Annotated in this window: 11 protein-coding genes; 6 read left to right on the top strand and 5 right to left on the bottom strand. The window is 72.0% G+C overall.

The window, feature by feature from the left end; translation table 11 throughout:
* Window positions 1-59: 59 nt before the first annotated feature.
* Window positions 60-1,205, bottom strand: a complete 1,146-nt coding sequence (locus tag POL72_RS52225; RefSeq protein ID WP_272095491.1) for an AIR synthase-related protein — start codon at window positions 1,203-1,205, stop codon at window positions 60-62.
* A 76-nt stretch (window positions 1,206-1,281) separates the two neighbouring features.
* The gene (locus tag POL72_RS12980) at window positions 1,282-2,556 is read right to left on the bottom strand and encodes a SpoIIE family protein phosphatase (protein ID WP_272095490.1); all 1,275 of its coding nucleotides are present in this window, start codon (window positions 2,554-2,556) and stop codon (window positions 1,282-1,284) included.
* A gap of 397 nt (window positions 2,557-2,953) precedes the next feature.
* Between POL72_RS12980 and POL72_RS12975 the strand changes: the two genes are divergently transcribed.
* Genes POL72_RS12975 through prs form a run of 3 tightly spaced genes read left to right on the top strand, consistent with a single transcriptional unit; the run spans window position 2,954 to window position 6,950 of the window.
* Window positions 2,954-3,994: a LolA family protein gene (locus POL72_RS12975; RefSeq protein ID WP_272095489.1), complete on the top strand. Its 1,041-nt coding sequence runs from the start codon at window positions 2,954-2,956 to the stop codon at window positions 3,992-3,994.
* Window positions 3,994-6,030, top strand: coding sequence for an RluA/RlmK domain-containing protein (locus POL72_RS12970; RefSeq protein ID WP_272095488.1), 2,037 nt, complete (start codon window positions 3,994-3,996; stop codon window positions 6,028-6,030). The genes POL72_RS12975 and POL72_RS12970 overlap by 1 nt, the downstream gene beginning before the upstream one ends.
* Window positions 6,027-6,950: a ribose-phosphate diphosphokinase gene (gene prs / locus POL72_RS12965; protein ID WP_272095487.1), complete on the top strand. Its 924-nt coding sequence runs from the start codon at window positions 6,027-6,029 to the stop codon at window positions 6,948-6,950. Before POL72_RS12970 ends, prs begins: the two co-directional genes overlap by 4 nt.
* 66 nt (window positions 6,951-7,016) lie before the next feature.
* Here the strand turns inward: prs and POL72_RS12960 are convergent, their stop codons facing one another.
* Window positions 7,017-8,360: a DUF1552 domain-containing protein gene (locus POL72_RS12960; RefSeq protein ID WP_272095486.1), complete on the bottom strand. Its 1,344-nt coding sequence runs from the start codon at window positions 8,358-8,360 to the stop codon at window positions 7,017-7,019.
* A gap of 401 nt (window positions 8,361-8,761) precedes the next feature.
* Here POL72_RS12960 and POL72_RS12955 point away from each other — a divergent pair, with 401 nt between their 5' ends.
* The 3 genes from POL72_RS12955 (at window position 8,762) to POL72_RS12945 (ending at window position 10,790) form a co-directional block, all read left to right on the top strand.
* Window positions 8,762-8,980, top strand: a complete 219-nt coding sequence (locus tag POL72_RS12955) for a hypothetical protein (RefSeq protein ID WP_272095485.1) — start codon at window positions 8,762-8,764, stop codon at window positions 8,978-8,980.
* A 493-nt stretch (window positions 8,981-9,473) separates the two neighbouring features.
* Window positions 9,474-9,944 carry a ferritin-like domain-containing protein gene (locus tag POL72_RS12950; protein WP_272095484.1) on the top strand — a complete coding sequence of 157 codons (471 nt, stop codon included), beginning with the start codon at window positions 9,474-9,476 and terminating at the stop codon, window positions 9,942-9,944.
* Between the two features lie 60 nt (window positions 9,945-10,004).
* Entirely contained in the window at window positions 10,005-10,790 is a 786-nt protein-coding gene (locus tag POL72_RS12945; protein ID WP_272095483.1) for a leucine-rich repeat domain-containing protein, read from the top strand.
* Here the strand turns inward: POL72_RS12945 and POL72_RS12940 are convergent.
* Both POL72_RS12940 and POL72_RS12935 read right to left on the bottom strand, forming a co-directional pair.
* The gene (locus POL72_RS12940; protein WP_272095481.1) at window positions 10,715-12,487 is read right to left on the bottom strand and encodes a M23 family metallopeptidase; all 1,773 of its coding nucleotides are present in this window, start codon (window positions 12,485-12,487) and stop codon (window positions 10,715-10,717) included. The genes POL72_RS12945 and POL72_RS12940 overlap by 76 nt on opposite strands.
* Window positions 12,484-12,960 carry a hypothetical protein gene (locus POL72_RS12935; protein ID WP_272095480.1) on the bottom strand — a complete coding sequence of 159 codons (477 nt, stop codon included), beginning with the start codon at window positions 12,958-12,960 and terminating at the stop codon, window positions 12,484-12,486. Before POL72_RS12935 ends, POL72_RS12940 begins: the two co-directional genes overlap by 4 nt.
* Window positions 12,961-13,582 lie beyond the last annotated feature (622 nt).

The raw sequence follows: 13,582 nt of genomic DNA, 5'->3' as shown, positions 1-13,582 counted from the left end.
CGCGGAACCGCGGAACCCCGGAACCGCGGAGACGAACGCCCGCTGGCGCTTCCGGTGAGCTATCGCCCCACGATCGGCTCGAGGCACCGATCACGCGCCTCGCGCAGGGCGCGGACCTCGACGTCGATCCCCTCGCTGCCGCCCGCGTCGATGGTGAGCCGGTCGCCGCCGGTCGTGCCGAGCTCGGTGCAGGGCACGCCCGCCGCCTTGGCCTGCCGCGCGACCTCGGCCGCGTCCTCGGGCCGGACGCTCACGATGATCCGGCTCGGCGCCTCGCCGAACAGCGCCTCGGCGAGCGGCTCGCGCGCGACGCCGTCCGGCGCGTCCGGCAGCCGCACCCGCGCGCCCACCAGCGCCGCGGGATCGTCGGCGGCGGCGCAGCACTCGCCGAGGGCGATCGCCAGCCCGCCCTCCGAGACGTCGTGCGCGCTCCGGAGGAGCTGCGGCCGCGAGCGCGCCAGCGCGAGGCAGAGCCCCTGGAGCCGCGCCTCGCGGTCGAGATCGAGCGCGGGGGGCGGCCCCTTCACCTCGCCCGTGTGGCGCGCGACGTACTCGGAGCCGCCGAGCGGGCCGCCGCGCGGATCGCCGATGGAGCGCGGATCGAACGCCCGGCGCGCCGGCAGCGAGGCGTCGTCGCGCTGCGGGCGGTCGTACTTCGGCGCCGCATCGGTAAGGAAATCCACGGGCAGGTCGCAGACGACGACCGGGTTCAGGGCCACGCCGGCGGCCGCGCCGCCGAGCGGGTCGTAGCCGGGCGTGGCGCGCACGACCCAGCGGCCGGTGTCGGTCACCTTGCCGATGATGGCCGCGTCGAGCTCCCACTTCGTGCAGATCTCGATGACGCGCGCCTCGCACCCGGGCTTCGCGACGAGCAGCATGCGCTCCTGCGACTCGCTCAGCAGCATCTCGTACGGCGTGAGCCGGGCCGCGCGCCGCGGCACGAGGTCGAGGTCGAGGCCGCTGCCGCTCCGGCCCGCCATCTCGACCGACGACGAGGTGAGCCCCGCGGCGCCCATGTCCTGGACGCCGACGAGCAGGTCCTCCGCGAAGATCTCGAGGCACGCCTCGAGCAGGAGCTTCTCCATGAAGGGATCGCCGACCTGCACCGTGGGGCGCTGGCTCGGGCCGCCCTCGGAGAACTCGTCGGAGGCCATGGTCGCGCCGTGGATGCCGTCGCGCCCGGTCTTGGCGCCGACGTAGAGCACGTTGTTGCCGACGCCGCTCGCGCGACCGTAGAAGATGCGGTCGGCGCGGACGACGCGGCCAGACCCGAGCCGAGCTCTAGGCGTCCCGCTTGACGAGCAGGGCGGTGAGGTCGTCGATCTGCTTGGCCGAGCCGGCGAAGCGGCGCACCTCGGCGAGGAGCGCGCCGAGAATGTCGGACGTGGGGCGCGCGTGCAGGCGGTGGATGAGGTCGCCGACGCGCTCCTTGCCGAACACCTGCCCGGCGGCGTCCTGGTACTCGTAGAAGCCGTCGGTCAGCAGCACGAGGAGATCGCCCGGCGCCATCACGAGGGGCGGCGTCGGGGGCAGGTCGAGATCCTTGAACATGCCGAGCGGGACGGTCGATGGATCGCGCCACACGACCTGGCCCTCGGCCGCCCGGTAGTGGAGCAGCGGGCCCTGCCCGGCCGCGTGGAAGCGGAGCTGGTGCGTCGTCGGGTCGAGGATCCCGAGGAACGCCGTGATGAAGCGGTCGTTCGGCAGGTCCTCGAGGAGCTGCTGGTTCACGTGGTGCATGAGCGCGTCCATGTCGGCCGAGAGGCGCAGGCCGATGCGGAGCATCGCGCGGAACTGGGTCACGCTGAGGGCGGGGCCGATGCCGTGGCCGGCCGCGTCGGCGAGCAGCAGGAGAATCGGCGACATGTCCGCGCGCTCCTCGAGCCGGATGACATCGTAGATGTCGCCGCCGGTGTCGTCCGCCGGCTTGCTGAACGCCGACAGCGAGTATCCGGGGCAGCGCGGCAGCCGCCGCAGGAGGATGTTCTGCTGGATGTCGCGCGCGATGGTGAGGTCGTGCTCGAGCTTCAGCTTGATCATGCGCTCCTCGAGCAGGAGCGTGCGCTGCACGGCGACGGCCGCCTGCGCTGCGAGCAGCTCGGCGACGTCGCGCTCGTCGGGGCCGAAGTGGTCCGCCTTCGAATTCAGCATCTGGAGCACGCCGACGAGCTTGTCGTCGAGCCCGATGAGCGGCACCGTGATGAGGGATTTCGTGTGATACCCCGTCCGGCGGTCGATCTCCTGATTGAACCGCGGGTCGGAATAGCAGTCGTCGACGAGGATGGTCTGGCGCTTGCGCGCGCACTCCCCGGCGATGCCCTTGTCGATGCTGACGCGGATCTGGGCCTCGCCCGTGGCGACACGGGAGTAAAGCTCCTTGGCCTCCTCGTCGTAGAGGAAGACGCTCCCGCGGTCGGCGCCTATCACCTCCCGCCCCGTCTTGATGATGAGCTCGAGCAGCTCGGTGAGATCGCACGGCGCCGCGAGCTTGCGCGAGACGTCCAGGATCAGGATGAGCGACGACGCATCGATCAGGGAGGGAGTGCCGGCGCGCATGCGGCCGGAGAGTTTGGGCTACGTGGAAATAGGGGTCAAGACATGGTCTCGCCCCGGGGGCTCATGGCGACCTCGTCGCCAGCGCGTGTCCACGCCGCCGTTCCGCCGTTCCGGCAGGGTTCCGCCGCTCCGCGCTGGCCGTCGCGCCCGTCGTTTTCGTTCCGCCGCCCTGGGGCTCTCCGGCGTCCCTCGGCGCGCTGCGGCGAGCGTCGGCGTCCCTGCCCTCGGCGTGGCCCATTTTTCGAGCGACGACGGCCGCGAGCCGCCCCCCGCGACGATGCGAGAGCGCGGTCGATGCGGTCGGCCCGGGGCCCGGGGCGGTGGAGGTCGGCGCTACCACCTCGGCCCTACCTGTCCTAGAACACGCGACGCACTCTCCTTGAAAGCGAGCTCTTCGATGAACCGCCTCCGCCTCGTCGCCCTCGTCCCGGCCGCTGCCCTGGTCGTGGCGGCCTGCGACGCGCCGCCCGCTCCCGTCGGCGCGGCGCCCGACGCCTCGCCCTCCGCCGCCGCGCCGGCCCTGCCGCAGTCGGCCGCCGCGCCGCCGCAGCCGGCCGACGCGCCGCCTCAGGCGAGCGCCCCCACGGCGGCTGACGGCGCGGGCGCTCCGGCGACGACGGACGCGGCGGGCGGCCGTGCGTCGGCCGACGCGGGCGCGCCGGCGGAGGACGCGGGCCGGAAGCGCGACGACGCGGGCGCCGCGACGGCGGGGCGCGACGCGGGGCCGCTCGCCGGCGACGCGGCAGCGCGTGACGCGGGCGGCGGGCGCGCCGAGGCGACGGCGGCGACCTCCGCGCCCGCGCCCGGCACGGCGGCGCCGCCCTCGGTGCCGCCCGCCGCGGCGGGATCCGCGGACGCCGTGGCGGCCGAGGTCGACGCGATCTTCGTGGGCAAGAAGACGTACTCTGCCCGCTTCAAGCAGGAGCACACGCAGAAGGTCTCGGGGGCCGTCAAGAAGCAGAGCGGTACGCTGTCGGTCCAGAAGCCGGACAGGATCTCGTTTCGCTACGATCCGCCGAACCAGAACCGCATCGTGTCCGACGGCGTGTCGCTCAAGATCTACGTCGCCGAGGACCGGCAGATGTTCGTCACGCCGGTGCAGAACTCGGAGTATCCGGGCGCCCTCTCGTTCCTCATGGGCCACGGGCTCCGGCCGTCGTTCACGTTCACCTTCAACGAGAAGGCGCAGTTCGAGGGCGGCCCCGTGCTCGTCGGCAAGCCGCGGTCGCCGACTCCCCACTACGAATTCGTGATGTTCTATATCGACAAGGCGCTCCTCGCGAAGAAGGACCCGGGCGTCGTGCGCCGCGTCCTCATCGTCGACGCGCAGGGCAACCGGAACCGGTTCGACTTCGAGAACGCGTCGCAGCCCGCGTCGATCGATCCGGCGGAGTTCCAGTTCACGGCGCCGCCCGGCACCGACGTCAAGCAGAACTGATGACCCCGCGCCTCTCGCTCTCGGAGCTCTTTCCCGACATCCATCCGGAGTGGATCCTCGCCGAGGACGACGATCTCATCGTGGTCGACAAGCCGGCTGGCCTGTCGACGCACGCGCCGGAGGCGGAGCGGATCGACGACATGGTGACGCGCCTCCGCGCCTTCCTCCGCGGCCGGGGCGACGCGGAGGCGTACCTCGGGATCCACCAGCGGCTCGATCGCGACACGTCGGGCGTCCTCCTGTTCACGCGGCGGCGCGAGGCGAACGCGGCCATCGCGCGCCAGTTCGAGGGGCGCACGGTGCAGAAGACGTACGTCGCCGCGGTCTCCGGCTTCGGCGATCGCCCGCCGCGCGGCACCCTCCGGCACCGCCTCGTCCCGGCGCCGGGAGGTGCGATGCGCGCGCTCGCCGAGACCGGCGGGGCGCGAGAGGATCGGACCGCGGGGCGTGAGGATCGGGCCGCGAGGCGTGAGGATCGGACCGCGGGGCGGGAGGATCGGACCGCGAAGCGGGAGGAGCGGGCCGCGGGGCGGGAGGATCGGGCCGCGAGCGGTGTGCTGGCGATCACCCGCTACCGCCTCCTCGAGCGCCGCGGCGACCGCGCCCTGCTCGAGCTCCAGCCCGAGACCGGCCGCACCCATCAGCTCCGGGTGCAGCTCGCGGCGATCGGCCTCCCGATCGCCGGCGATCCGCTCTACGGCGGCCCCGAGGCCCCGCGGCTGCTCCTGCACGCCGCCGAGCTCCGCCTCGATCACCCGGCCACGGGCGCGGCCGCGAGCTTCCGCTCGCAGGTGCCCGCGGCCTTCGAGGCGTGGCTCGCGGCCGCGCCGGCGGACCCGTACGCAGGCGGCGTCGCGGCCGTCGAGCGCGCCATGCGCGAGGCCGCCGAGCGGCGGTACGGGATCGCGCGCGCCGGCGACACAACGGCGCTCAGGCTCGTCCACGGCGCGGGCGACGGCCTCCCCTCCGTCTCCGTCGACCTGTACGGCGAGCACCTCGTCGTGTCGCTGTTCGGCGCGGGCGAGGGCGAGCCGGGCGCGCCGCCGCGGGACCTCGTGCTCGACGCGGCCCACCGGCTCGGGGCGAAGGGCGTCTACCTCAAGGCGCGCCCGAAGCACGCGAGCGTCATCGTCGACGCGCGGCGCGAGGAGTTCGCGCCGCGGCACGCCAGCCGGGGGGAGGACGCCCCGGAGGAGTTCACCGTCCTCGAGCACGGCCTGCCGTTCAAGGTGCGGCTCGGCGACGGGCTCTCCACCGGCATCTTCCTCGACCAGCGCGAGAACCGGCGGCGGGTGAGGGAGCTGGCCCGGGGGGCCCGGGTGCTGAACCTGTTCGCCTACACGGGGGCGTTCACCGTCGCGGCCGTGGCGGGCGGCGCGCGCGAGAGCGTGACGGTCGACGTGTCCCGGGGCGTGGTCGCCTGGGCGCGCGACAACCTCGCCGCGATCGGCGCGGACCCGGCGGCGCACGTCGTGGTCGAGGCCGACGTGTTCCCGTGGCTGAAGGCCGCCGCCCAGTCGGACCGGCGCTTCGACCTTGTCGTGCTCGATCCGCCGAGCTTCGCGACCACGAAGAAGAGCCGCTTCAGCGCGGCGAGCGATTTCGGCGCGCTCGCAGCGCTCGCCTTCCGCGTGCTCGCCCCGGGCGGCAGGCTGCTCGCCTGCACCAACCACCGCGGCATCGCGCGCGCCAGGTTCCGGCGTCATTTGCACGAGGCCGCGCGTGAAGCAGGATGCGACGTCGTGCAGATGAAAGATCTCCCCGATCCCGTCGATTTTCCCAGTGAACCAGGGGCGGAGTCCCACCTGAAGAGCGTCCTCGCCAGCGTGGGCGCGCCGTCCGCGAAGGCAGCGAAGGCTGCGCCGTCCGCGAAGGCAGCGAAGGCTGCGCCGTTCGCGAAGGCAGGAAAGGCCGCGCCGTCCGCGAAGGCAGGGAAGGCTGCGCCGTTCGCGAGGGCGGCGAAGGCCGCTGCTGCCCGGGGCGCGCGCCGAGGGCCCGCCGCTCCGGCCCGGACGACCCGCCGAGGTGCGCGATGAGCCAGCGGCGCCTGCTCATCACGATCAGCTCGTACAGCTACCTCGAGCCTGCCTTCCTCGCCGCGGGCGACTTCGAGCGCGGCCTCGTCGAGCGCAAGAGCTTCCCCGACGGCGAGCGCTACCTGCGCGTCGCGGTCGACTGCTGGGGGCGCGACGTGGTCCTGCTCGGCGGCGCCCCCCGGGACCTCGACTGGCTGGAGATCTACGATCTCGGCTGCGCCATCTCGCGCGCAGGCGCGCGGTCGCTCTCCATCGTGATGCCTTATTTCGGCTACGCGACGATGGAGCGGGCCGTGAAGCCGGGCGAGGTGGTGACCGCGAAGACGCGGGCGCGGCTCATCTCGGCGATCCCCTCGTGCGACGCGGGCACGCGCATCTTCCTCTTCGATCTGCACACCGACGGCATCGAGTTCTACTTCAGCGACTCGCACGTGACGCGCCACCTCTACGGCGCTCCGCTCATCACGCAGGCGGTCCGCGCGCTGATGGGCGATCGCCCGTACGTGCTTGCGGCGACGGACGCCGGTCGGGCCAAGTGGGTGCAGAGCCTCGCCCGCGGCCTCGGCGTCGAGCCGGCGTTCGTGTACAAGGAGCGGAGAGGCGACGGCGTCGGCGTGACCGGCATCAACGCCGATGTCTCGGGCCGCGAGGTCGTCATCTACGATGACATGGTCCGCACCGGCTCATCGCTCGTCCAGGCGGGGCGCGCCTACCTCGCCGCCGGCGCATCCAAGGTCCACGCCGTCGCGAGCCACCTCGTCTTGCCGGGCGACTCGCTCGAGAAGATCAGGAAGGCTTCCGTGTTCACGACGCTGCTCGGGACCGACTCGCACCCTGGCAGCCAGCAGCTCGCCGATGCGCCCGGCGCCCTGCGCTCGGTGGCGCCGCTCCTCGTGCGCGCGCTCGAGCGGGAGATATAGGGCACCTCCGGCGAGAGGCGCTTCAGGCGGCGAACCTGGCCTTCTGCCAGGCATCGCGGGAGATGCCTACGTGAGGTTCGTGAGCGGCCCGGTGCAGTACTGCCGCAAGCCGAACGTGGTCCGGGGGTCGCCGAACAGGTTCAAGATCGAGACGAGCAGGTTGTTGTGCGGGAAGCTCGGGTACCGGACCCAGCGCCCGGTGCGCAGGCCCCCGCCGCCGCCGGCCAGCAGGAACGGCATGTTCGTCTTCATGTGGGACGCCGGATCCGAGATCTCGGAGCCGAAGAAGACGACGCTCTCGTCGAGCAGCGAGTGCCCGCCCATGTCGACCTTCTCCATCTCCTGCAAGAGATAGAGGTGCTGCTCCGAGTACCAGGTGTAGATGAGCTCGCACTCGGCCGGCCTGAAGCCGCCCATTTCCTGGTAGAAATGGTGGTGCTCGGTCAGGTTCAGCCACGGCAACGTGTACTTCGCCTCGGTGTCGCTCCACTGCAGGGTGCCGACCGCGGTGATGTCGCAGGCGAGCGCCATCACCAGCATGTCCGTCATCAGCTTGCCCACCTTGGGGATCGCCGCGTCGGTCGAGCTGTCCACGATGACGCCGACGTCGTCCGCGTTGAGCCCCGCGCTCGGGTTGTAGTCGGACGTGTCGACCATCATCGGGGCCCGGCAAGCGCTCGTCGTGGCCGGCGTGCTGCCGAGGCTCTGCTCGATCTCGCGGATCTTCGTCAGGTGCTGGTCGATCTTCTGCTTGTCGGCCGCGCCGAGCCGCGCGGAGAGGGCGTCGTAGCGCCGGTCGAGGTAGTCGAGGATCGATCGCTTCCGCGCGAGGCGGAGGGCGGCGTCGTTGCTGGCGCCGGGGTCCAGCGTGCCGAAGAGCTCGGTGAAGACCTCCACCGGATCGAGGCGCGGCGGGATGGGGCTGTACGGCGCGGTGTCCTCGAAATTGGCGATGTTCATCGGCGACATCAGGCCGTGGGACTTGCCCGTCGCCCAGCGCACCGCGAGCTGGAGGCTCGCCTTCGCCTTCTGACCGGCGGAGATCCGGGAGGCGATCACCTGATCGATGGACGGCCCCCTCGCGTAGCCGGTCGAGGTGAGCATCTGATCCGTGCCCGTGAGCCAGGCGATGATCCCGCTCTGGTGCTGCTCTCCGATCGCGCTCTTCATGTCGAGGCCGTCGAGGACGAGCAGCCGGTCCTGCACCGGCGCGAGCGGCGCCAGGATGGGGCCCAGGGTGAAGCTCGTCTCGGTGCCGGTCGGACGCCAGCGGTCGATCACGGTCCCGCCGGGCGTGTAGACGGCGAGGAAGCGCCGGGCGGGGGCGGGCTGCGCGCGCGCCGGGCGCTCGGTTCCCATGATCTCCAGCCACGGGAGCGCGATGGCGATGGCGCCGGCGCCTCGCAGCATGGCTCGTCGGCTCAAGCGGAATCTCGACATACCCCTCGCTCCTTTCATGCAGCCATGCAGAGGAAACCGTCCGTCTGGGTGAGCTCGACGAGGAGCGCAGGTTCGTGACTTGCGGACCCGGACATCGTTCTCGCTCCCTCGCCCCTCGCCCCTCGCCCGCGCCGGGCGAGCTGATGTCCCGTGATTCAACAACACTATTTACGAAATGACCAGGGGGATTGTCGCGCGGGGCCCACCACGATGCGGCTCACCACGAGAGCACATGCCGCCGCGCGCTGGTGCGAGGGGCCACGTCGTCGAGCGCGCAGCGCGCGGCGCCGAATTCCCTTGCCGGCGTCGATCGGCGCGTTGATGCTCGCCCCGGATGCGCGGCTCGCGCAGAAAGGATGAGCGTCGAGGCCATGGACGAGCTGGTACGACAGGTCGCAGAGAAGGTTGGCATCTCGGAAGACAAGGCCCGGGTGGCCGTGGAGACGGTGGTCAATTTCCTCAAAGAGAAGCTCCCCGCGCCGCTCGCCGCCCACGTCGACACCGCGCTCGGCGCGGCGGCCCCCGCCATCGCCAACCTCGACGTCGGCAGCCTCGCAGGCTCGCTCGGCGGCCTTTTTGGCAAGAAGTAGCGGCATCTCCGCCGAGCGCGCCGCCAGAGCGCTCTCGACCGAAGTCCACCTCTCCTCCTCCTGATCCTGACCTGGACAACGCCGCCTTCGCGCTTCGGGCGCTTCGGGAGGAGACGCGATCATGTCCGGGACGTGCTCGCGCTTCGCTGCCTGGTGCGGCGCGAGCGCGCGCCGATTGCGCCCTGGCACGTCACGGCTCCGTCCTGGTCCGGCGCGCGCTCGACCCGGCGTCGCGGGGCCGTCGCCTCCATCTGGGTTGAGTCTTCGCATCCCCTCGAGCGCAGGCCCTGGAGAGGGCCGTCTCGGGCGCGGCGGCGGGCGACAAGCGTGGAGAACCGCGGGTTTCCTGGACGACGCACGCGCAGCGATGGATAGCGGCTGCACAGGTGGGCCCCGGCACCGGGCTTGCGAGCATCGAAGGCCTGGAGAAGCACCCGCCCACCTCCCTCTTCACGCGGGCGGTCCGCTTCCGCGAGGAGAGGAGCGATATTCCATGGCGTCCGTGATCGGCGGCGAAGCCGCGTTCATCGGGTCCTTGACCGAACTGATCGAGCTCAATTGGTCCACGGTGGACGCGCTCGCAGCAGCGCTCTCGCGGATGAGCCGACCAGGCGACAAGAGCCGGCTCGCGAGCTTCCTTCACGATCACGAGCGTCACCTCGAGGTGCTCGCCGCCCTGGCCCACGAGCTCGGCGAGCCGCCGGTGGAGAGCGCCGTCCGACCCAAGCTGAAGAGCAAGGCGCTGACGAACGGGATGGTCGGAGATCGGGCGATCCTCGAGGCGATGAGGCATTACGAGGAGGACAGCTGCGCTGCTTACGAGCGGATGATATCGTCCCGTGAAGGCCTCTCCGAGCGCGCGCGCGACGTCCTCCGGCACTCGCTCGCGGTGGAGCGGCGCCACCGGGACTGGTTCTCCGAGCAGCTCGACTCGCGACAAGGGCTTTTGCTGTTGCCGCTGTAGCGCGCGAGGGCCCTTTAGAAGACGCGGCTTTCCTGCGTCGTCTCGTGTATCATCGCGGCGATGATTCGCCCTCTCGTCCTTGCATCCCTTGGCATCGCCCTTCTCCTCCTCGGCTGCGACGAGCCCCAGAAGCCCGTTGCGGGGGCGGCTTCGGCCGCGCCTTCCGCGGTGAAGCCCGCCGACGCGCCTCCTGCCGCGAGCCCCGCGGCCGCGGCCAGCGCGCCGCCGAAGAAGCAAGACGTGGTGTGCACCAAGAGCGATCCGGTGACCTTCTCTCATCCGGGGCTCGAGGCCAGGGTGCGGCAGCAGCTCCAGAAGCCCGAGGGGCCGATCAAGCGCGCCGAGCTCAAGAACATCAAGACCATGAACCTGTCCGAGGCCCAGGGGCTCGATGAGCTCGATCCGTGCATCTTCCCCGAGCTCACGGGCCTCAAAGGGCTCTACCTGCCGCCGGGCAAGATCGACGACCTGCGCCCGATCAAGGGCCTGCTGCGGCTGGAGTCGCTGCGCATCTCTGCGACCCTGGTCAAGGACCTCTCGCCGCTCTCCGGCCTTGTCAAGCTCGACCGGCTCGACATCGGCCGCACGCCCGTCGCCGACCTCTCGCCGCTCGCCGGCCTCACCAGCCTCACCGAGCTCCAGTTCGATGAGACCGAGGTGACCGACGTGAGCCCGCTCGCCGGCCTGAAGAAGCTCGAGATGCTCCAGATGAAGCGGACGCGGGTGAGCGACGTGTCGCCGCTCCGGGAGCTCAAGAGCCTGAAGAACGTCTACCTCGAGGGCTCTCGGGTCGAGGACGCGAGCCCGCTCCGGTCGATCCCCGGGATCAAGATCCACGAAGGCTGAGCCGGCCTGCCCTCACGCGGCGCGCTCGCGCGTCGCGCCGAGCGCCGCCGCGTGCGGGCCGCGCCGAGCGCCGCCGCGAAGAGCCCGAGCTGCCAGCCCGCTCCGGCAGAGCCCGCAGCGCCTGCGCCGGCTGCGCCGCACTCGCAGCGCAGCTGCCCGTGAACGCCGACGTTCGTGCCGGGCGCGCCCTCCTCCACGTCTCCGCCGGCCGGAGCGCCCCCGGAGCCGGCCTCGCCAGCCCCACCGGCGCCCGCGCCGCCGGCTTCGCCCGGCAGCGGCGGCGCGTCGATGACGTAGAGCGGCCCGGAGCCCTGCACAAGGAACGGGCGCGGCCGCAGCGCCGGCCCGAGCGGCAGCGCGGCGAGCCTCGCTGCCGGCCACACGACGGCCCCGTCCGGATCGAGGTTCCACGCGCCGGCCACCTCGTCGTCCGGCACGGCCCGCCGCTCGGCGCCGTCGATCAGCCAGAGGGAGGCCGCGCCGTCGTCGCCGCGCACGAGCAGCGGCGACGACGGGAACGCGTCGCCCTCCGGCAGCGCCTGGAGCGCCGCGTCCGGCGCGCTGGCGACGTCCCAGAACCGCGAGAACCCCCAGGCGCCCAGCGCGCCGTCGCCGCCGAGCGGCCGCCTCACGCCGGAGGGCAGATCGAGCGGGCACTCGAGCGCCCTCGGGCTCCCCTCGAGCTCCACCTCCTCGCCGCTCAGCGCGTCGACCCCATAGGCATGGACTGCGTGCTCGCCCCCGAGCAGGCTGAGCGGCATCGGCGCCTCGAAGCCGTGCGTGCATGAGCCGAGCGGCTCGCAGAGGTCGTCGCGGCGCAGGTCCGCGGGGAAGCTGTAGCCCTCCGCGCCCGCCTCGGTCGCGGGGACGTCGAAGTAGAGCCGCGCGTCGCCCGGCGCGCTCTCCGCGTCCGGGTCGCGGGCCCACCCCGCGATACCGCTGCAGCCGGCGGTCTCCAGGGCGCCCTCGGGGGGCTTGTTGAGCAGCGCCTCGTACGAGGCCACGAGCGATGTGTAGGGCGGCACGAAGACCACGCCGACGCCGCTCACGGACTGCCGCACGTTGAAGTGCAGGTGAATCGTCGTCGGCGTGCCCCCGAAGACGTTGGACACCCGCCCGATGCGCTCTCCCCGCGAGACGTCCTGGCCGGGCGAGACTTGGACATCGGACATGTGCAGGTAGTCGTAGCGGGTCCCGTCCTCGCCGGTCAGGTAGACAGAGTAGCTGCCGACGCTCGTGATGGTGCCATCCACCACCGCGACGACCCAGTGTCTCCCCGCCTCGCACGTCGCCGGCCGCACGTCCTGCCCCTGGTGCCCTGTGCCGGAGGGGCAGAGAGGCATATCCCACGAGCGCAGCTCGCAGTAGTTGTCGCGCCACGGATAGGCGTAGTTGTCCGCGTCGCACTGTCCACCGGCAGGGCCCGCGCTCCCGCCTTTGCCGTAGACCTGGGAGTTGGCGAACGCCGGGCCCTCCTCGAGCGGAAAGCGCATGGAGGGGGCATACACGACGTCGTCGACGCGCCCCTCTCCCGAGCCTGGAAGGAGCTCGCCGGCCGGGCGGTACGAGAACGGATCGGCCGCGGCGGCGCGCGTCGAGAGCGCGAGAGCGAGCGCGAGCGCGGCTGTCGCGATCAGCGAGGCCAGCGCGGCGGAGCGGGGGCGGAGCGGGCGGAGCGGGCGGAGCGGCGCGATCATGGCATGTCTCCCGCGGCCCTGGGCACGTCGCCGCCCACATAGACGAGCTCCGAGGCGAGCTCGAGGACGAGCGCGTCCGAGGCGCAGGCCGGCGCCTCCGGGGAGGCGCACTCGACGTCGAGCGCGTACGAGACGCCGTTCTCGGTCCACGATGCGCTCCAGATACTCTCGTTCATCGTGACGAACGCCGGCGCCCCGCGCACGGCGCGGGCCCCCCGGAACGGTGGAATGCTCGGATATTTGCGAGCGAGGCGGGTCATTGTGAGCGAGACGGTGATCGCGTCCGTCTTTGCCCAGAACGAGGTCCAGTGCTCCCTGGCGACGAGGACCGGCGCCGCGAGGAGCTCGCGCTGGGACGGCACGAGCACCGGGACCCGCGAGGCCCTGGCGACGTGAGCCGCCGTCTTCGGGAGCGCCGCGAGCGCGGTCCGGTCGACCGAGGCGGCCGGCGGCCAGGTGACGGCGGCGATCACAGGGGTTGGCGCCGCGGACAGCGGCTGGGCGGCCGCTGGATCGGGCGGCGTCTCGGCGGGAGGCGCGGCCTGGTCGCACGCGGCGACCGCAACAGAGAGGAGGATAACAACAGCAGTAGGCGCGCCGCGCATGAGGCCTCGCGGAAGGGGACCCTCTATTCTAGTCGAAAATCGGCAGGCCTGGCCAAGAGGCGGTGGGGGACGCGCAAGATGTCGCCAGGGTGTGACCGGGACGACGTGACGTTCCGCGCGAAGGCTGCGTGAGCAGCGCGTCAAAGGACACCAGCCTTTGCCATGCCTGCGTGAGCTCATGGCGGTGGCCGTGCGGTCGCGAACGGCCGGCGACAGCAAGAGACAGACGACCGTCGATCGCGCGTGATGCGTGGACGTACCCCGAGATCGTCGAATGGCGGGGACGTGTTTCGAGCTTTCCAACGAGACGCGCCGTGGCAGTTCAAATTACGTCCTGCAGGCGCGTCCGCGGTGGCCCGCTGACGCACGCAGGGGCGAAGAGGGGATCGACAGCAAACAACTGATGTCTCGCGGAACCGCGAGAGCGTCCTCGTGCGGAGCGATCGGCGCGCGAATCGTCGCGCCGATCGTTCCGCGGTGGCTCTCCTCG

The organism is Sorangium aterium, from assembly GCF_028368935.1.
GTDB classification, from domain to species: Bacteria; Myxococcota_A; Polyangia; order Polyangiales; family Polyangiaceae; genus Sorangium; species Sorangium atrum.
This window is presented reverse-complemented; position numbering and strand designations above follow the sequence as displayed.

Coding starts and splice junctions, on each gene's coding strand:
- POL72_RS12980 (WP_272095490.1), bottom strand. CDS start 2,556: ATGCGCGCCGGCACTCCCTCCCTGATCGATGCGTCGTCGCTCATCCTG.
- POL72_RS12975 (WP_272095489.1), top strand. CDS start 2,954: ATGAACCGCCTCCGCCTCGTCGCCCTCGTCCCGGCCGCTGCCCTGGTC.
- POL72_RS12970 (WP_272095488.1), top strand. CDS start 3,994: ATGACCCCGCGCCTCTCGCTCTCGGAGCTCTTTCCCGACATCCATCCG.
- prs (WP_272095487.1), top strand. CDS start 6,027: ATGAGCCAGCGGCGCCTGCTCATCACGATCAGCTCGTACAGCTACCTC.
- POL72_RS12960 (WP_272095486.1), bottom strand. CDS start 8,360: ATGCTGCGAGGCGCCGGCGCCATCGCCATCGCGCTCCCGTGGCTGGAG.
- POL72_RS12955 (WP_272095485.1), top strand. CDS start 8,762: ATGGACGAGCTGGTACGACAGGTCGCAGAGAAGGTTGGCATCTCGGAA.
- POL72_RS12950 (WP_272095484.1), top strand. CDS start 9,474: ATGGCGTCCGTGATCGGCGGCGAAGCCGCGTTCATCGGGTCCTTGACC.
- POL72_RS12945 (WP_272095483.1), top strand. CDS start 10,005: ATGATTCGCCCTCTCGTCCTTGCATCCCTTGGCATCGCCCTTCTCCTC.
- POL72_RS12940 (WP_272095481.1), bottom strand. CDS start 12,487: ATGATCGCGCCGCTCCGCCCGCTCCGCCCGCTCCGCCCCCGCTCCGCC.